The organism is Streptomyces sp. WMMB 322 (genome assembly GCF_900090145.1).
Lineage (GTDB): Bacteria > Actinomycetota > Actinomycetes > Streptomycetales > Streptomycetaceae > Streptomyces.
In genome coordinates this window covers 74,671-91,974 of sequence record NZ_FMHI01000007.1, presented here as the reverse complement: position 1 = coordinate 91,974, position 17,304 = coordinate 74,671, and the positions used below count along the sequence as shown (strand labels likewise).

13 protein-coding genes are annotated in these 17,304 nt (G+C 71.8%); 10 read left to right on the top strand and 3 right to left on the bottom strand.

Features of this window, described 5'->3' with window-relative positions; genetic code table 11:
• The first annotated feature begins 64 nt into the window (after positions 1-64).
• Positions 65-454 (top strand): zinc-ribbon domain-containing protein, encoded by a 390-nt coding sequence (locus tag H180DRAFT_RS13585; protein WP_055486317.1) that lies wholly within the window; start codon positions 65-67, stop codon positions 452-454.
• Between the two features lie 100 nt (positions 455-554).
• Here H180DRAFT_RS13585 and H180DRAFT_RS13580 read toward each other — a convergent pair whose 3' ends face one another.
• On the bottom strand, positions 555-1,583 hold the full coding sequence (locus H180DRAFT_RS13580) for an adenosine deaminase (protein ID WP_055486316.1): 1,029 nt from the start codon (positions 1,581-1,583) through the stop codon (positions 555-557).
• Positions 1,584-1,779: 196 nt separating this feature from the next.
• Here H180DRAFT_RS13580 and H180DRAFT_RS13575 point away from each other — a divergent pair, with 196 nt between their 5' ends.
• From H180DRAFT_RS13575 to H180DRAFT_RS13545, 7 genes are all read left to right on the top strand, one after another.
• A complete protein-coding gene (locus tag H180DRAFT_RS13575) occupies positions 1,780-2,481 on the top strand; it encodes a DUF4190 domain-containing protein (RefSeq protein ID WP_254666019.1) in 702 nt (233 codons plus the stop codon).
• Positions 2,482-2,642: 161 nt separating this feature from the next.
• Positions 2,643-4,157: a gamma-aminobutyraldehyde dehydrogenase gene (locus tag H180DRAFT_RS13570; protein WP_055486315.1), complete on the top strand. Its 1,515-nt coding sequence runs from the start codon at positions 2,643-2,645 to the stop codon at positions 4,155-4,157.
• Between the two features lie 70 nt (positions 4,158-4,227).
• Complete coding sequence (locus H180DRAFT_RS13565) at positions 4,228-5,478, top strand: ABC transporter substrate-binding protein (protein WP_055486314.1); 1,251 nt, start codon at positions 4,228-4,230, stop codon at positions 5,476-5,478.
• A 12-nt stretch (positions 5,479-5,490) separates the two neighbouring features.
• Complete coding sequence (locus H180DRAFT_RS13560) at positions 5,491-6,627, top strand: ABC transporter ATP-binding protein (protein ID WP_055486313.1); 1,137 nt, start codon at positions 5,491-5,493, stop codon at positions 6,625-6,627.
• Positions 6,624-7,595: an ABC transporter permease gene (locus H180DRAFT_RS13555; RefSeq protein ID WP_055486312.1), complete on the top strand. Its 972-nt coding sequence runs from the start codon at positions 6,624-6,626 to the stop codon at positions 7,593-7,595. Before H180DRAFT_RS13560 ends, H180DRAFT_RS13555 begins: the two co-directional genes overlap by 4 nt.
• Complete coding sequence (locus H180DRAFT_RS13550; protein ID WP_107097650.1) at positions 7,595-8,485, top strand: ABC transporter permease; 891 nt, start codon at positions 7,595-7,597, stop codon at positions 8,483-8,485. The genes H180DRAFT_RS13555 and H180DRAFT_RS13550 overlap by 1 nt, the downstream gene beginning before the upstream one ends.
• 137 nt (positions 8,486-8,622) lie before the next feature.
• Complete coding sequence (locus tag H180DRAFT_RS13545; RefSeq protein ID WP_055486470.1) at positions 8,623-9,990, top strand: NAD(P)/FAD-dependent oxidoreductase; 1,368 nt, start codon at positions 8,623-8,625, stop codon at positions 9,988-9,990.
• A gap of 208 nt (positions 9,991-10,198) precedes the next feature.
• On the opposite strand, the gene H180DRAFT_RS13540 is transcribed toward H180DRAFT_RS13545, so the two are convergent.
• Positions 10,199-10,789, bottom strand: a complete 591-nt coding sequence (locus tag H180DRAFT_RS13540; RefSeq protein WP_055486311.1) for a phosphatase PAP2 family protein — start codon at positions 10,787-10,789, stop codon at positions 10,199-10,201.
• 323 nt (positions 10,790-11,112) lie between these two features.
• Positions 11,113-12,462: a 4-aminobutyrate--2-oxoglutarate transaminase gene (gene gabT / locus H180DRAFT_RS13535; protein ID WP_055486469.1), complete on the bottom strand. Its 1,350-nt coding sequence runs from the start codon at positions 12,460-12,462 to the stop codon at positions 11,113-11,115.
• 539 nt (positions 12,463-13,001) lie between these two features.
• Here gabT and H180DRAFT_RS13530 point away from each other — a divergent pair.
• Both H180DRAFT_RS13530 and H180DRAFT_RS13525 read left to right on the top strand, forming a co-directional pair.
• On the top strand, positions 13,002-15,086 hold the full coding sequence (locus tag H180DRAFT_RS13530) for a type IV secretory system conjugative DNA transfer family protein (protein ID WP_254666018.1): 2,085 nt from the start codon (positions 13,002-13,004) through the stop codon (positions 15,084-15,086).
• A 49-nt stretch (positions 15,087-15,135) separates the two neighbouring features.
• Positions 15,136-16,920, top strand: a complete 1,785-nt coding sequence (locus H180DRAFT_RS13525) for a PucR family transcriptional regulator (RefSeq protein ID WP_055486310.1) — start codon at positions 15,136-15,138, stop codon at positions 16,918-16,920.
• The last annotated feature ends 384 nt before the right edge of the window (positions 16,921-17,304 follow it).

Genomic DNA, 17,304 nt, shown 5'->3' with positions numbered 1-17,304 from the left:
CGCCCCGGGTGGTTGGCTGCACCGACACCTGAACATCCGGAACACACTCGGAAACGGGGATCGCGTGCTCATATTCGGCACCTCGACCAAGATGCATCAGCTGGCCATGCTGAATCTGCTGTGCGGCTTCTGCGGCAATCCGGCGGCCCATTCGCTGCGCAAGCGCGTCATGAAGTTCTCGCTGTTCTTCATCCCGCTGTTCCCGATAGCGCCGGCGAAGCACTACCTGCAGTGCACCTTCTGCGGCGGTTCGAGCGAGACGACGAAGGAGAACGCGGAGCAGCTGCTGGCACACGGCGGGGGCGCTCCCCAGCCGGGCGGCACCGGAGGCCCGCAGGCCGGGTACGGCGCTGCGCAGCCGGGTCAGGCCCCCCACATACCGCCGCAGGGGAACCCGTTCGCCGGTCAGAACCCGCAGGGCGGGCAGCCGCCGCAGAATCCGTACCAGTCCTGACGCCGGTCGCTGCGCGAACGCACCGACGACGCGCCGGAGGGGCAGGAGGCCACAGGCCGCCTGCCCCTCCGGCGTCTGCGCACGGTGCAGGGGTGCGGCGTCAGCCCCTCCGGCCCCAGTCGGTGAGGTACGCGTCGATCTCGCCGTTCAGCCGGGCCTTGCCGGGCCCGTCCATGAAGGAGGCCCGCACCGCGTTCTTCGCCAGGTCCGCGATGCCCGCCGCGTCGAGGCTCAGCAGCCGTGCGGCGATGGCGTACTCGGTGTTGAGATCCGTGCTGAACATCGGCGGATCGTCGCTGTTGACCGTCACGAGGACGCCGGCGTCGACCATCTCCCGCAGCGGGTGGTCGTCCAGGTCCTCGACCGCGCGGGTGGCGACGTTGGAGGTCGGGCAGACCTCCAGCGGGATGCCGTGCTCGGCGAGGTGCTCCAGGAGCCGCGGGTCCCGCACGGAGCTCGTGCCGTGCCCGATGCGCTCGGCCTTCAGCGAGGTGAGGGCGTCCCAGACCGTCTCCGGTCCCGTCGTCTCGCCCGCGTGCGGCACGCTGTGCAGCCCGGCGGCGGTCGCCCGGTCGAAGTGCGGCTTGAACTGCGGGCGGGGGACGCCGATTTCGGGCCCGCCGAGCCCGAAGGAGATCAGGCCGTCGGGGCCCATCTCCGTGGCGATGCGGGTGGTCTCCTCGGCCGCGGGCAGGCCCGCCTCACCGGGGATGTCGAAGGTCCAGCGCATGACGACGCCCAGTTCCTTCTCCGCCGCGACGCGGGCGTCCTCGATGGCCTCCAGGAAAGCCTCCGCGGGTATGCCGCGGCTGGTGGAGCTGAACGGGGTGACGGTCAGCTCGGCGTAGCGCACCTGCTGGCGAGCCATGTCGCGGGCGATCTCGAAAGTGAGCAGCCGCACGTCCTCGGCGTCCCGCAGCAGGTCGACGACCGAGAGATAGACCTCGATGAAGTGCGCGAAGTCCGTGAAGGTGAAGAAGTCCCTCAACGCCTCCGGGTCGTGCGGGACGCTCGAGTCGGGGTGCCGGGCGGCCAGTTCGGCAACGATGCGGGGTGAGGCCGAACCGACGTGGTGCACATGCAGCTCGGCCTTGGGCAGCCCGGCGATGAATGCGTTGAGGTCGGACAAGTGAGGCCTCCAGTGGGGAAAAGCGAACCGGATCATCGTATGCGGGGAGTTCCGGCAGGCGAATAGCATGGCTGCCGGACGGAGAACCCCGGGAGGGGACATGGAAGACGACACCGGGCAGCCGGGCCGGCCCGGCGAGGAACCGCACAATCCGTGGGCGCCTCCTCGGGACGGGGTCGCACCGGGCAGGGGGAGCATGGACCAGAACGAAGAGGACCGGAAGCGCCGTTCGGTGGCGGAGCAGCCGACGATCACGTCGGGCTCCGGCGCCGCGCCGCCCCCGGTCCCTCCGGCACCGGGCGGGCCTGCGGGGGGCCCGGCCGGGGGTGCGGGCGCCGGGTACGGGGCTTCGCCGTACGGTGCGCCGACGCCGTACGGTCCCCAGGCACCGTACGGGCAGCAGGCCCACCACCAGCAGTACGGCAAGGGCGGTGCCGCCTACGGGTATCCGGCGCCGGGTCCGCAGCCTTACGGATACGGAGCGGGGCCCGTCCCCGGCGGCTACGGCTGGCACGGCCCTCCGCCGTCCAACGGGAAGTCGGTCGCGGCGATGGTGACCGGCATCATCGGGCTCGTCGCGGTCTCCACCTGCTGGGGGAGCTTCGTCGGGATCTTCATCAGCCCCGTCGCGCTCGGGCTCGGCCTCTCCGCGAAGCGGGCCGTCGACAGGGGTGAGCTGGGCGGCCGGGGCCAGGCGGTCGCGGGCTTCGTGATGGGGATCGTCGGGACCGTCCTGGCCGTGATCTGCGTGGCCTTCCTCCTTGTGATGCTGATCTTCTACAACGAGGGGTCCGACGACTCCGGTCCCGGCACCGGCGGGGACGGTTCCTCGCTCGACGCGCGCAGTGGCGGCAGCGCGGCGCGGGTGCTGCCGGCGGCCCCGGACGGCGGGGCCTGAGGGGCAGCGGGGCTGCGGATCGTGAGGCTCGAAGCACGCAGAGGATGCAGATTCCGTAGCGCAATCAAAAGGTAACGACGGAATCCCTTGTTGAATCGGAAGGGTCCTGCCAGGATCGGCGTCCAACAGCAGCTGACGCCCCGCCCTGGCAGGAGAGCCCGATGGTCCAGCGCTTCGACGTGTCCTCACGGTTCGCAGCGGGCGCGCAGTTCACCGGAGGCCGGTACGGGTCCGGCACCTCTGGACGGACGCACACCGTCCTCGACCCGGCCACGGGCGAAAGCGTCCTCACCTACGAACTCGCGGGTCCTGACGACGTCGACGCCGCAGTCAAGGCGGCGGGGCGCGCACTGCCGGAGTGGGCGGGCGCGACACCCGGCGAGCGCTCCGACGCGATGCACCGCTGGGCGGCCGTACTGCGGGAGCGCACCGGGGAGTTCGTGTACGCGGAGTCGCTCCAGTGCGGCAAGCCGCTGAAGCTCTCCGAGGAGTTCGACGTGCCGGGCTCCTTCGACAACGTCGCGTTCTTCGCGGGCGCCGCCCGGCAGTTGCCGGGGGTCGCGGCCGCCGAGTACAGCGGCGACCACACCTCGTACGTGCGCCGCGAACCTCTCGGCGTCATCGGCTCCGTCGCGCCCTGGAACTATCCGCTGCAGATGGCCGCCTGGAAGATCCTCCCGGCCGTGGCCGCGGGCAACACGATCGTCCTCAAGCCGTCCGAACTGACGCCGCTGACCTCGCTGATGTTCGCCGAGGCGGCTTGCGAGGCGGGCATCCCGGACGGAGTGGTCAACATCGTCTCCGGCGTCGGCCCCGACGCGGGGGAGACGCTGGTGGGCCATCCGTCCGTCGCCATGGTCTCCTTCACCGGGTCGACCGCCGTCGGCAGGCGCGTGGCCGAGATCGCGACCGGCACCGTCAAGCGGCTCCATCTGGAGCTGGGCGGCAAGGCGCCGTTCGTCGTCTTCGACGACGCCGACCTGACGGCCGCCGTGCACGGGGCGGTGGCCGGCGCCCTGATCAACTCCGGCCAGGACTGCACCGCCGCGACCCGCGCCTACGTACAGCGGCCGCTCTACGAGGAGTTCGTCGCGGGGGTCGCCGACCTGATGCGTGAGGTGCGGGTGGGGGACCCCTTCGCCCCCGGCACCGACCTGGGGCCACTCGTCTCCTCCGCGCACCGCGACCGCGTCGCCGGGTTCGTGGAACGCGCCCGTGCCTACGCCACCGTCGTCACCGGAGGCGAGGCGCCGGGAGGCGGGCGGGCGAAGGGCGCCTACTACCTGCCGACCCTGATCACGGACGCGCCGCAGGACAGCGAGATCGTCCAGCAGGAGGTCTTCGGGCCGGTACTGACCGTCCTGCCCTTCGACGCCGACGACCAGGGCATCGCCCTGGCCAACGACACCCCGTACGGGCTGGCCGCCTCGGCCTGGAGCCGCGACGTCTTCCGCACGGGCAGCGCGGCACGCCAGATCCGGGCGGGCTGCGTCTGGATCAATGACCACATCCCGATCATCAGCGAGATGCCGCACGGCGGCTACAAGGCCTCCGGCTACGGCAAGGACATGTCCGCCTACTCCTTCGAGGAGTACACGCAGCTCAAGCACGTCATGCAGGACACCACCGCACAGCCCCGCAAGGACTGGCACCGCACGGTCTTCGGCGACCGCTGAGACCAGCGGCCCCGGCCTCGCACCCTCCCGAACTCCCTTCCCCGCCCCATCGAACCGGAAGGCAGCCCCGATGGACCTGGACCCGCAGCTGTACGAAGGCCTGCCCGACCCCGTGCGCAAGGCCTGGGAACGGAGCCTGACCAGCGGACGCGCGGCCATGAGCCGCCGCCGGCTGCTGCGCCTCGGCTCCCTGACCATGGGCGGCGCGGCGCTCGCCGCGTGCGGCATCCCGCCCGCCGAGGGTGGCCGCGGCGACGACCCCGACGAGAATCCCGACTACTCGAAGAAGGAGCGGGTCCTGAACTTCGCCAACTGGCCGCTCTACATAGACGTCGACGACAAGGACAAGAAGAAGCGCCCCACGCTGGACCGCTTCGAGCGGCAGACCGGCATCAAGGTCAAGTACGTCGAGGACATCAACGACAACAACGAGTTCTACGGCAAGATCAAGCCGCAGCTCGCCGCCGGCCAGAGCACCGGACGCGACCTGGTCTGCCTCACCGACTGGATGGCCGGGCGCCTGATCCGCCAGGGCTGGGCGCAGCGTCTGGACCCCGCTCGTATGCCCAACGCGGTGGCCAACCTGGAGGACCGCTTCCGTACGGCCGCGCAGGACCCGGGACGGCAGTACAGCTACCCGTGGGCGGGCATCGCCTGCGTCGTCGCGTACAACAAGAAGGCCACGGGTGGAAAGAAGGTCACCAGCGTCAGCCAGCTGCTGGAGGACGAGTCGCTCAAGGGCAAGGTGTCCATGCTCACCGAGATGACCGACACCGTCGGGATGACGATGCTGGACCTCGGCATCGATCCGGAGAAGTTCGACGGCGACGACTTCGACAAGGCCATCGCCCGGATACAGAAGGCCGTGGACCGTAAGCAGTTGCGACGCTTCAGCGGCAACGACTACATCGACGAGCTGAGTTCGGGCGACATCGCCGCATGTCTGGCCTGGGCGGGCGACATCGTGCAGCTGAAGCTCGACAACCCGGACATCGAGTTCGCCATCCCGGAGAGCGGCTACCGCTTCGCCACGGACGACCTGCTCGTACCCGCCAAAGCACGGCACCGGGCGAACGCCGAGGACTTGATCAACTACTACTACGACCCCGAGGTGGCCGCAGAACTGACTGCCTGGGTCAACTACATCTGCCCGGTATCCGGAGCCAAGGCCGAGATGGAGAAGATCGACAAGGACCTCGCGGAGGACCCGCTGATCTTCCCCGACGCCAGGACCGCAGGGCGCGGAAAGGCCTTCCGGCCGATGTCCGACAAGGAACAGGCCCGCTACGAGAACAAGTTCGCCAAACTCATCGGCGCCTAGGGGGCATCGGCCATGACGATCACGCTCACCGGAATCAGCAAGGTCTTCGGCGACTTCACCGCCGTGCACCCGCTGGACCTCACCATCCCTGAAGGCTCCTTCTTCGCGCTGCTCGGCGCATCCGGCTGCGGCAAGACCACGACCCTGCGCATGATCGCCGGGCTCGAGGAGCCGACGGGCGGCAGCGTCCGGCTCGGCGACGAGGACATCACCGCGCTGCCGCCGCACAAGCGCCCCGTGAACACCGTCTTCCAGAACTACGCCCTCTTCCCGCACCTCGACGTGTCGGAGAACGTCGCCTTCGGGCTGCGCCGCCGGGGGATCGGCTCCGTGCGCAAGCAGGTCGAGGAGATGCTGGAACTCGTCGAGCTGGGACCGCTCGCCAAGCGCAAGCCGCGCCAGCTCTCCGGCGGGCAGCAGCAACGCGTCGCGCTCGCCCGCGCGTTGATCAACCGGCCGCAGGTGCTGCTGCTGGACGAGCCCCTCGGAGCCCTCGACCTCAAGCTTCGCCGGCAGATGCAGCTGGAACTCAAGCGCATCCAGACGGAGGTCGGCATCACCTTCGTCCACGTCACGCACGACCAGGAGGAGGCCATGACGATGGCCGACACCGTGGCCGTCATGAACGCGGGACGCGTCGAGCAACTCGGTCCGCCCGACGAGCTCTACGAGCGGCCCCGCTCCACCTTCGTCGCCAACTTCCTCGGCACGTCCAACCTCATCGAGGCGGAGATCACCGAGGCGAAGGGCGAGGAGTTGGTGCTGAAGGCCGTCGCCTCCGACACCGTGCTGCGCCTGCCCGCGGACCGGTGCGCCCTCGAGAACCCGCAGGCGGGCGGCAAGGTGCTCGTGGGCGTACGCCCCGAGAAGATCTCCCTCACACACGCCGAGGACGCCGACGCGGACACGGGCGGCGCCGACAACCTGCTCACCGGCCGCATACGCGACGCCGGATATCTGGGCGTCTGCCTCCAGTACGTCGTCGACAGCCCGGTGTGCCCCGAGTTCAGCGTCTACGAACAGAACGTGGAACGGGACGCACGTCTCACGCCCGGCACCGAAGTCGTACTGCGCTGGCGGCCCGCACACACCTTCGCGCTCGACGCCGCACAGGACGCCGACGCCGGCACGGTGGAGGAGGCGCTGTGACGACCACCCTCCCGGCGTCCGCGGGCGCCTCCCCGCCGCCCGGGCCGGCCGGGGCGGCGGCCCCCGCCGGGCCGTCCGGCGACGATGCCGGTGCGTCCGCCCGCTCCCGGCGCCGCCTCACGCCGTACTGGCTGCTGCTTCCGGCCGGGCTGTGGCTCGCCGTCTTCTTCGTCGCGCCGTTCTTCTACCAGGCCTCCACGTCCGTGCAGAGCGGCAGCCTGGAGGAGGGCTTCCGCGTCACCTGGGACTTCACCAACTACACCGACGCGCTGGCTGCCTACGCGCCGCACTTCGTGCGCTCGTTCCTCTACGCCGCGACGGCCACGCTGCTGTGCCTGCTCATCGGCTACCCCCTCGCGTACACGATCGCCTTCCGTGCGGGGCGGTGGCGCGGGCTGCTGCTGGTGATGGTGATCGCGCCCTTCTTCACCAGCTTCCTCATCCGCACCCTCGCCTGGAAGACGATCCTCTCGGACGCCGGTCCGGTGGTGACCGTGCTGAAGTCCGTGCATGTCCTCGACGTGACAAGCCAGTTGGGCCTGACCGGGGACGACAGGCTCCTCGCGACCCCGCTGGCGGTGGTGTGCGGACTGACGTACAACTTCCTGCCGTTCATGATCCTGCCGCTGTACAGCTCACTGGAGAGGATCGACACCTCGCTGCACGAGGCGGCCCGGGACCTGTACGCGAAGCCCGCGACCGTCTTCCGCAAGGTGACCTTCCCGCTCTCCCTCCCCGGAGTGGTGGCCGGCACGCTGCTGACCTTCATCCCCGCGTCGGGCGACTACATCAACGCCCAGCTGCTCGGCTCGCCGAACACGCAGATGGTCGGCAACGCCATCCAGAAGCAGTTCCTCAACGTCCTCGACTACCCCGCCGCGGCCGCCATGTCGTTCATCCTCATGGCGATCATCCTGATCGTGGTGAGCGTCTACATGCGCAAGGCCGGAACGGAGGAACTGGTGTGATGGCCGACGCAACGCACCTCGCCGACTCCCCCCGGAACAGGGACGGTTCACCGAAGGGCTCACCGGCTCCGGCCAAGCGCTCCGCGGTCCTCGCGCCGCTGCGCCGGCTGCGCCGCCACGCCGTCGTCATCGCCGGTGCGGCATCACTGGTGTATCTGCTGCTGCCGAACGTGGTGGTGATGCTGTTCTCCTTCAACAAGCCGGCGGGACGCTTCAACTACGAGTGGCGCGCCTTCTCCGCCGACGCCTGGACCGACCCCTGCGGCGTCGCCGACATGTGCGGGTCGCTGGCGCTGAGCCTCCAGATCGCCCTGCTGTCCACGGTGGTGGCCACCGCGTTCGGCACGCTCGCCGCCTTCGCCCTCGCCCGCCACCGGTTCCGCGGCAAGGGCACCGGCAATGCGCTGATCTTCCTGCCCATGGCGATGCCCGAGGTCGTCATGGGCGCCTCGCTCGGCACGCTCTTCCTCAACACCCGGGTGGCGTTCGGCTTCGTCACGATCCTCATCGCCCACATCATGTTCTGCCTGAGCTTCGTGGTGGTGGCCGTGAAGGCGCGGGTGATGAGCATGGACCCGCGCCTGGAGGAGGCGGCACGCGATCTGTACGCGGGGCCGCTGCAGACGTTCCTGCGGGTGACGCTGCCGCTCGCGGCGCCGGGTATCGCGGCCGGCGCGATGCTCAGCTTCGCGCTGTCCTTCGACGACTTCATCATCACGCAGTTCAACGCCGGTCCTTCGACGGTCACTTTCCCGATGTTCGTATGGGGGGCGGCGCAGCGCGGCGTGCCCGTGCAGGTGAACGTCATCGGTACGGCCATGTTCCTGATCGCCGTCGCGATCGTCCTCGGCGGGCAGATCGCCGCCGGCCGGCGCAGGAGGCAGGCGTGACGGCACTGCCGCGCAGATCACCCCGCCCGAGGGCGGCCGGCGGTGCGGGCGGTACGGGCTCCCGCCCGGCCGGTGCGGCAGCCGCGGCCGGCGAGGGGGAGGCCGAGGCCGCCCGGGCGCTCACCGGTGCGCGGCCCGTGCCCTTCTGGCTGGACGACCCGGAGCACCGCCCCGCCGCGCTGCCCTCGCTGGCGAGGGAGACGAAGTGCGACCTGGCTGTCGTCGGCGGCGGCTACAGCGGCCTGTGGACCGCGCTCATCGCCAAGGAGCGCGACCCGTCCCGCGACGTCGTCCTGCTGGAGGGCAAGGAGGCAGGGTGGGCGGCCTCCGGACGGAACGGTGGATTCTGCGACGCCTCGCTCACCCACGGCTTCGCGAACGGGCTCGCCCGCTGGCCGGGCGAGATCGAGAAGCTGGAGCGCCTCGGGCTCGCCAACCTCGACGCCATCGAGGGAGCGGTGCGGCGCCACGGCATCAACTGCGACTTCGAACGCACCGGGGAGATCGAAGTGGCGACCCGGCCGCACCAGGTGGCCGAGCTCCAGGAGTCGGCGGCTCAGGCACGGCGGCACGGATTCGGTGACCGCGTGACCTTCCTGGACCGTGAGGCCGTACGCGCACAGGTCGACTCGCCCTCCTTCCTCGCCGGCCTGTGGTTCCGCCGGAGCGTGGCCATGCTCAACCCGGCGAAGCTCGCCTGGGGCCTCAAGCGGGCATGCCTGGAGGCGGGCGTACGCATCTACGAGCACACACCGGTGCGCGGCCTGAGCGCCGGCGACACCGCGGTGACCATGGGCACCCCGTACGGCCGCGTGCGTGCCCGGCAGGCCGCCCTCGCCACCAACGCCTTTCCCTCGCTGCTGCGGAGGCTGCGCCCCTACATCGTCCCGGTCTACGACTACGCGCTGATGACCGAGCCGATGGACGAGCGGCAGCGGGCCGCCGTCGGCTGGAAGGGGCGGCAGGGCCTCGCGGACAGCGCCAACCACTTCCACTACTTCCGGCTCACCGCCGACAACCGCATCCTGTGGGGCGGTTACGACGTCCTGTACCACTACGGCAGCAGGATCGCCGCCGAGTACGACCAGCGGCCCGAGACGTTCCGCAAGCTGGCAGGCCACTTCTTCGACACCTTCCCGCAGTTGAGGGGTCTGCGTTTCACCCACGCCTGGGGCGGTGTCATCGACACCTGCTCACGCTTTTCACCCTTCTTCGGTACGGCGCACGGCGGGCGCGTCGCGTACGCCGCCGGCTACACCGGCCTGGGCGTGGGGGCGACCCGCTTCGGAGCAGAGGTGATGCTCGACCTGCTCGGAGGTGAGCCGACGGTGCGCACGGAGCTGACGCTGGTGCGCAAGAAGCCGCTGCCGTTCCCGCCGGAGCCGGTGCGCTGGGCCGGGATCGCGCTGACGCAGTGGTCGCTCGCGCGTGCGGACGCGCGGGGAGGCCGCCGCAACCTGTGGCTGAAGGCCATGGACGCGTCGGGGATGGGCTTCGACAGCTGACTCCTGACCGGCCCGGCACCGGCAGGCCCCCGAAGTACCCCGTACGCCGGACCGTCCTCCCGCGTGGCCTCTTCCCCCTGCGGCCGCGGTTGTGCGGTCCGGCGTACGGCTCCGGGTCCGGGTCCGGGTCCGGTGCCACGTCCGGCGTACGGCCCGGCTCCGGCGCTTCACGCGAACCCGCACCTCCCGGGCGTCGTGACGAGGACCCTCAACTCCTGTGCGGGGCACCGCCGTTGCCGGGGCGCCGCAGCAGCCGGCGCAGCGCGAACGCGGCCGACGTGAGCACCACCCAGCTCAGGCACCAGCTCGCCACCACATCCAGCGGCCAGTGGTAGCCACGCCACACCAGGCCCGCGCTGCACGCCAGCGTGAGCAGCGCGGCCGTGGCGGGCAGCGGCCAGTACGGGGGCCGGCGGACCGTCAGCGAGAAGAGCAGGGCCGCGCCGCCGAAGGCGACGGCCGCCGTGGCGGTGTGACCCGAGGGGTAGTAATTGGTGCCGCCCGGGGGCCCGGGCCTGCCCAGCCACACCTTCACGGCCGTGACGGCAAGAGCGGTGAAGGCCAGCGCCAGCGCCAGGCACAGCGGCGGCAGCCAGCGGCGCGCACCCCCGGTCACCAGGGCGTACGTCATCGCCGCGACGAGCACCGGGACCGCCACGACGAGGTTGCCCAGATCCGCGAAGGCCTCGGCCACGGCGTCGGGAGGGGAGGTGCGCTGGAGAGCGTTCCCCAGCCGCATGTCGGCTCCGACGAGCGGACCGCCGAGGGCGACCTGCCAGGTGATCAGGGCGAAGAGCACGCAACAGAGCGCGCAGAGAGCGAGGTGGAAGACCGACCGCCCCGGAACAGGGGGGAGAGTTCCGGAGCGGCCGTGGCGACCGGTATTCCGCAGGCCCCGGGGGGTGTGGAGCCGACGGTCCCCCGATCGGTGAGGAGCGTGCGCCAGGGCACTTCCGAGCCGGTCTTGGGGAGAGGCCGGCTCAGGCCGGGAGTCCGGAGTGGAGTTCCGAAGTACCCGAATACGGGAACCGTACGGCAGGTCAGCGGGGCCGGACAGCCGGATTACGGACCGGCCATCGGCCTCGCACAGATTCTTCACGCCGTACGGATTCCCGGTTCTGCTCACAGCTCGGCCAGGGCGCCTTCCAGCACGTCCAGGCCCTCATCGAGCAGGTCCTCGCCGATCACCATCGGAGGCAGGAAACGCATCACGTTGCCGTACGTCCCGGTGGTCAGAACGAGCAGACCGTTCTCGTGGCACGCCTTGGCGAGAGCAGCGGTGACCTGGGGGTCCGGCTCCTTGCCGCCGGGCTTGACCAGCTCGATGGCGAGCATGGCGCCGCGCCCGCGGACGTCGCCGATGACGTCGTACTGCTCGGCCAGCTTCCGCAGCCGCGGCTTCATGACCTCCTCGATGCGCCTGGCCCTTGCCGGCAGGTCCATCTCGCGCATCGTCTCGATGGAGCCCAGCGCCGCGGCGCAGGCCACCGGGTTTCCGCCGTAGGTGCCGCCCAGGCCGCCGACGTGCGGCGCGTCCATGATCTCGGCGCGGCCGGTGACGGCGGCCAGCGGCATTCCGCCGGCGATGCCCTTGGCGGTGGTGATCAGGTCGGGGACGATGCCCTCGTCCTCGCAGGCGAACCACTGTCCCGTGCGGCAGAAGCCGGACTGGATCTCGTCCGCGACGAAGACGATCCCGTTCTCCTTCGCGAACTGCGCGAGGCGCGGCAGGAAGCCCTTCGCCGGCTCGATGAAGCCGCCCTCGCCGAGCAGCGGCTCGATCAGGATCGCGGCGACGTTCTCGGCGCCGACCTGCTTGTTGATCTGGTCGATGGCCTGGGCCGCGGCCTCCTCGGCGCAGTTCTCGGGCCCGGTCAGCCAGCGGAACGGGTAGGCGACCGGCACCCGGTACACCTCGGGCGCGAACGGCCCGAAGCTGTGCTTGTACGGCATGTTCTTCGACGTCAGAGCCATCGTCAGGTTCGTGCGGCCGTGGTAGCCGTGGTCGAAGACGACGACGGCCTGGCGCTTGGTGTACGAGCGCGCGATCTTGACGGCGTTCTCCACGGCCTCGGCACCCGAGTTGAACAGGGCGCTCTTCTTCGCGTGGTCGCCGGGTGTGAGCTTCGCCAGCTCCTCGCAGACCTCCACGTACGGCTCGTACGGCGTCACCATCACGCAGGTGTGCGTGTACTGGGCGAGCTGCGCGGAAGCGCGGCGCACGACCGCGTCGGCGCTGTTGCCGACACCGGTCACGGCGATGCCGGAACCGAAGTCGATGAAGGAGTTGCCGTCGACGTCCTCCAGGACGCCACCGCCCGCGCGCTCGGCGAAGACAGGCATCACGGTGCCGATGCCGTCGGCGACGGCGGCCTGCTTGCGGGCCATCAGCTCCTGGGACTTCGGGCCCGGGACGGACGTGACGACGCGGCGCTCCTGGGGGAGGGCAGGGCCACCGGACATTTCCGTCATCGTGCTCATAGCGCTCTCTCTCAGGGCGAAGGGGTCTGCACGTCCCTCGAAGGCTAGAGGCCCGGAGGAGGGCGGGACATGCACCGGTGCGGAGAAGTCCCCGTGTCGTGTTGGCCGTCACGGCTATAGGCACGGGGAGTGGCGACGTACCGCGTCCACGGTCGCCGGAGGATCCGGCGGGCCGACCTGCGTGGGTCAACTCCCCCCTCCGGCGGCTAGATTGGGACCGGGAGCAGGGACCAGGGACCAGGGCGCCGTGACGGGGCGGAAACCCACCGGCCGGGCAGGGGTAGAGGCAGTACATGGACATGGAGTCTCCGCACCGGGGGCAGGGTGCGGGCAGCGCACACGGTTCGCAGAGGGAGCCCCGCACGGGGCTGCCCCCGCAGGGGAGCGGGCAGGACCGGCGGGGGAGCGCCCCGCCTCCGGCGGAACAGGCACCGCCCGCGGAACAGGCACCGCCGGCGGAGCAGACGTCCCCGCGTCCCGGGGGCCGGCCCCGGCCGCCCGTTCAGGAGCCGCGGCCCGCGGCTCCGCCGATGCCCGCGCATGCGCCCGGATCCGGCACCCGGCTCGCCGACTGGCTGCGGGTTCCGCGCCCCGAGGCGGAACCGGGAATCTGGCGGTACGGGTACCGCCCGCTGCCGCCCGTCGACCCGGACCGCACGCCGACGCGTCAGCTGCTCGGGGGCGCGCTGGTCGCGTTCCTGATCGGCTGGCTGGTCTGGTCGCTGCTCTACAACAACTACCTGGGCGGCTACTGGCTCTGGCCGTTGCAGGTCCTCACGCCGGACTCCTGGCTCGGGCACATGGAGTACGTCGTCGCCTCGTACATCTACTACGGCCTCGTCGTCGCCGCCCTCGCCGTCGTCTTCGGACGGCTGGGCCACTGGCCGGAGCTGGCCCGCCGCGCGTGGGCGCGCCTCTCCGGCAGCAGCGCGCACCGGCCCGCGAGGGAACGGCACGAGGCCACGGAGGCGCCCCCGGTCCCGGCGCCCCCGCCGCAGGCGGACCCCGTCGAGTGGCCGGACCTGCGGGGCCACGGCGCTGCCGGCGCCGCCGACCTCCTCGCCGCCGAGGTGCGCGGCGGCCGCATGAACGACGTCGACCACGCCCGCATCCACCGCGCCTGGGAGTCCGTACGCGCACGCCCGGGACGGCTCTCCGCGTTCGTCGAGGCCGTCGAGGCGAAGGGCGCCGGGGCCTGCGCACATCCCTCGGGGCGCCGCGACCTGCCGCACGGCCGGGCGGCACGGCACGACCTGAGCGTGAGCCAGGTGCGCATCGGCACAGCCGCCGACAGCGAGCGCAACCCGCTCAACTACCGGGGTGCCGGCGTTGCCCTGGAGCCGTCGCTGCTGGGCACCTCCGCGCTCGCCGTCGGGCCCCCCGGGTCGGGGAAGACGACGCGGCTCGCCCGGCCCGTCACCGAATCGCTCTGCCTCCAGGCGCTCGCGGGGCAGGCCGCCGTCGTCGCGGTGACGGCGAACGGCGACCGGCTGGCGCGCGAGGAGTCCTTCGACCTCGTCGTCCGCGTCGGCCACCCCGACTCCACGCACGACCTCGACCTCTACGGCGGGGCGCACGACCCGGACGAGGCCGCGGGCATGCTCGCCGAGGCCCTCGTCGGGGACCTGACCGACTCCCTCCCCGGCGGCGACAGCCGCCGCGCGGCGACGGCACTGGCCCAGCTCATCGGGCCCTTCCGGGCCGCACACGGCCGCTTCCCCGCCGTGCCGGAGCTGCGCGAACTGCTGGACGGCTCCGCCTCCGCGCTCGATGAGCTGCGCACCGCACTCGACGACGCCGGCCTGCACGCCCAGCTTCGTGAACTCGACGCGTACGGGCGGCAGTCGGGCCGTCCCGCCGACGCACCGGCGCTTCTCGCGGACCGCATCGCGCTGCTGGACAGGCCCGCGTTCTCCGGTTTCTTCGTGCCCGAGGGCCCCGGCGGTCCTGCCGGTGCCGCCGGGGCGGGGGCGTCGCCGAGGCCGTTCTCGCTGCGTGCCCTGGAGAAGCCGCTGCGTGTGCGCATCGACCTGCCCGAGCGGGGCCACGCCGAGGCGTCGCGCATCCTCGCGCGGCTCGTCCTCGCGCAGTTCACCGAGTGCGTGAGCGCACGCGAGGACCAGTCCCTCTTCGCGGGGCTCGTGCTCGACGACGCGGCCCAGACCGTCACCCCCCAGTCGCTGCGCGGACTGCAGCGCGTGCGGTCCGCGCACGGCGGCGTCCTGCTGACGCTGCGCGCTCTGGACGAGGTGCCGGCGCAGCTTCGCGGCCCACTGCTGGGCGCGGTGGGCTGCCGCATGGTGTGCGCCGGCGTGACCCCTTGGGACGCGGAACACTTCGCCGAGGTGTGGGGCACGGAGTGGGTGGAGACGCGCGACGTGACGAACCGTCAGCTCGTCTCCGACGAGCCGCTGACCAAGATGATGCACGCGGTGCGCAGGCTCGCCACGGGCAGGCACGTGACGGCCGAGTCCGTCACCGTCCGCAGGGTGCAGCGCGAGCGCTGGTCCGCCTCCGACCTGGCGAACGACCTGCCTCCCGGTCACGCTGTGCTGTCGGTGACCACTGTCCGTGGAGAGCGGACACCGCCGATCCTCACGGAGTTGGGGGAATGAGTTCGGGAATGACCGAAATGAGCTGGGCGCCTGTACGGTGAGCCTTGTTATGCCACCCACTCTTGCCTCACTCGTGCAGCACTCCGCGCTCCGACTGGCCGTGCTCACCGGGCAGGACAGGCTGGACACCGATGTGCGCTGGGCGCATGCCAGCGAGCTGGCGGACCCGACCCCGTATCTGGACGGCGGCGAACTGCTCCTCCTCACGGCCCTGAAGCTGGACGCCGAGGACCCGGAGGCGATGCGCGCCTACGTGCGGCGGCTCACCGAAAAGGGCGTGGTCGGCCTGGGGTTCGCCGCCGGGGTCAACTACGAGAAGGTGCCGGAAGCGACCGTCGAGGCATGCCGTGAGGAGGGCCTGCCGCTGCTCGAAGTTCCGCGCCGTACCCCCTTCATCGCCATCAGCAAGGCTGTCTCCGCCGCCATAGCCGCCGAGCAGTACCGGGCGGTCACGGCGGGTTTCGAGGCGCAGCGGGAGATGACACGGGCGGCACTGTCGCAGGAGGGCCCCTCCGCCCTGCTCACCAAACTCGCCTCCGAGGTGGCCGGTTGGGCCGCGCTGTACGACGTCTCCGGTGCCATGGTCGCCACCGCGCCGGCCTGGGCGGTGCGCCGTGCCGCCCGGTTCGTCACGGACGCGGAACGGCTGCGCGACAGGCCGGCCCCCGCGAGCGCCGTCGTCAGCGGATCGGACGCCGGTGACGACCGGGTCGAGCTGCAGACGGTCGGCAGCGGGCGCCGCGCGAAGGCCGTGCTCGCCGTCGGGACGGCCGCACCGCTGGGCACCGCCGAACGCTACGCGGTGCACTCCGCCATCGCGCTGCTGACGCTCACGATGGAACGGTCGAGGGCACTGCAGGAGGCCGAACAGCGCCTCGGCGCCGCGGTGATGAGGATGCTGCTCTCCGGCGAGCCCGATCACGCGCGTGCCGTCGCCGGTGCGCTCTACGGCGGACTGCTGGACGCGCCGATGCGGGTTCTGGTGGCCGAGCCCGCGGCGGGCTCGGCGTCCCGCGGGCGGCGTGGCGCCGACGGGCAGGCCGCCGTGAACGGGGACAGGCCGGCGGCCGGCGGCGCCTCTGCCGCAGCGGCCGTCGGCGGCGGGCCCGGGGGCAACCTGCCCGTCGTGACGGTCACCGAGTCCTCGGGCGTGCCGGTCCCCGTGCCCGAGGGCATCGCGGACGGCCTGACGGGACCTCTGGAACAGCTCGCGGACCTTGTCGAGACCGCCGCGGCACGCAACGGGGAAGCCGTACTCGTCGTGCCGGACGGCAACCGTCTCGTGGTGCTCGCCGCCGACGGGGGCGCCGCCGTCGCGGCGTGCGCCCAGTACGCTGCCGCGTGCGCCAAAGCCGTCGAAGCGTCCGGCTCCGGCGGTGCGCATCAGTCCGGAGGGCCGGCATCCGTGCCCGACGACGCGCTCGCCATCGGGGTCTCCGCTCCCACCGGTCTCGCCGCCGCGACCGTCGCGTTCAAGCAGGCGGACCAGGCGCTCTCGGTGGCCCGCCGCCGCGGTGCCCCGCTCGTCGAGCACGAGGACGTCGCCGCCGGCTCGGTGCTGCCCCTGCTCGCCGACGACGCGGTGCGGGCCTTCGCCGACGGTCTGCTGCGCTCGCTCCGGGACCACGACGCGAACGGGCGCGGCGATCTCGTCGCGTCGCTGCGCGCCTGGCTCTCGCGGCACGGCCAGTGGGACGCGGCGGCCGCCGATCTGGGCGTGCACCGGCACACGCTGCGCTACCGCATGCGCCGCGTCGAGGAGATCCTGGGCCGTTCCCTGGACGATCCGGACGTACGCATGGAGCTGTGGCTCGCCCTCAAGGCCACGGGGTGAGCGGCCCGGTGACCGCCGCGGAGCGCGGGCGGGCGGCCTGCGCGGCGCCGCAGCCCTGAGCGTGCCGCGCCGCCGGACCGCCGGCGCCGTCCTCGGCCCGGTCGCACGGCGGGCCGCCCCGCCGGACGGACCCCGGCGGCGACGCCGCGGCGGCCGGGAAGGCCACGCTCGGTGGCCGTGCCAAATCGGCGTGTGGCGAGGGGCAAGTGTGCCGCACCGGACAAGAAACGTGCCCATCCGCAGGCTCTACCGTTGGCAGAAGAGACGGACGAAAGCCGTCCGGCTCCACCGGCAGTGTCCGCGGACAGGCCCGGTTTCCACCGTGGCCGTTCCGCCGTGGTCTGCCGCCTTGCACGCTCACATCGCATTGCTCTGACACCACCA

What these genes read in the sequence shown, in the direction of transcription:
- H180DRAFT_RS13530 (WP_254666018.1), top strand. Translation starts at nt 13,002, where the DNA reads ATGCCCGCGCATGCGCCCGGATCCGGCACCCGGCTCGCCGACTGGCTG.
- H180DRAFT_RS13550 (WP_107097650.1), top strand. Translation starts at nt 7,595, where the DNA reads ATGGCCGACGCAACGCACCTCGCCGACTCCCCCCGGAACAGGGACGGT.
- H180DRAFT_RS13575 (WP_254666019.1), top strand. Translation starts at nt 1,780, where the DNA reads ATGGACCAGAACGAAGAGGACCGGAAGCGCCGTTCGGTGGCGGAGCAG.
- gabT (WP_055486469.1), bottom strand. Translation starts at nt 12,462, where the DNA reads ATGACGGAAATGTCCGGTGGCCCTGCCCTCCCCCAGGAGCGCCGCGTC.
- H180DRAFT_RS13570 (WP_055486315.1), top strand. Translation starts at nt 2,643, where the DNA reads ATGGTCCAGCGCTTCGACGTGTCCTCACGGTTCGCAGCGGGCGCGCAG.
- H180DRAFT_RS13560 (WP_055486313.1), top strand. Translation starts at nt 5,491, where the DNA reads ATGACGATCACGCTCACCGGAATCAGCAAGGTCTTCGGCGACTTCACC.
- H180DRAFT_RS13565 (WP_055486314.1), top strand. Translation starts at nt 4,228, where the DNA reads ATGGACCTGGACCCGCAGCTGTACGAAGGCCTGCCCGACCCCGTGCGC.
- H180DRAFT_RS13525 (WP_055486310.1), top strand. Translation starts at nt 15,136, where the DNA reads ATGCCACCCACTCTTGCCTCACTCGTGCAGCACTCCGCGCTCCGACTG.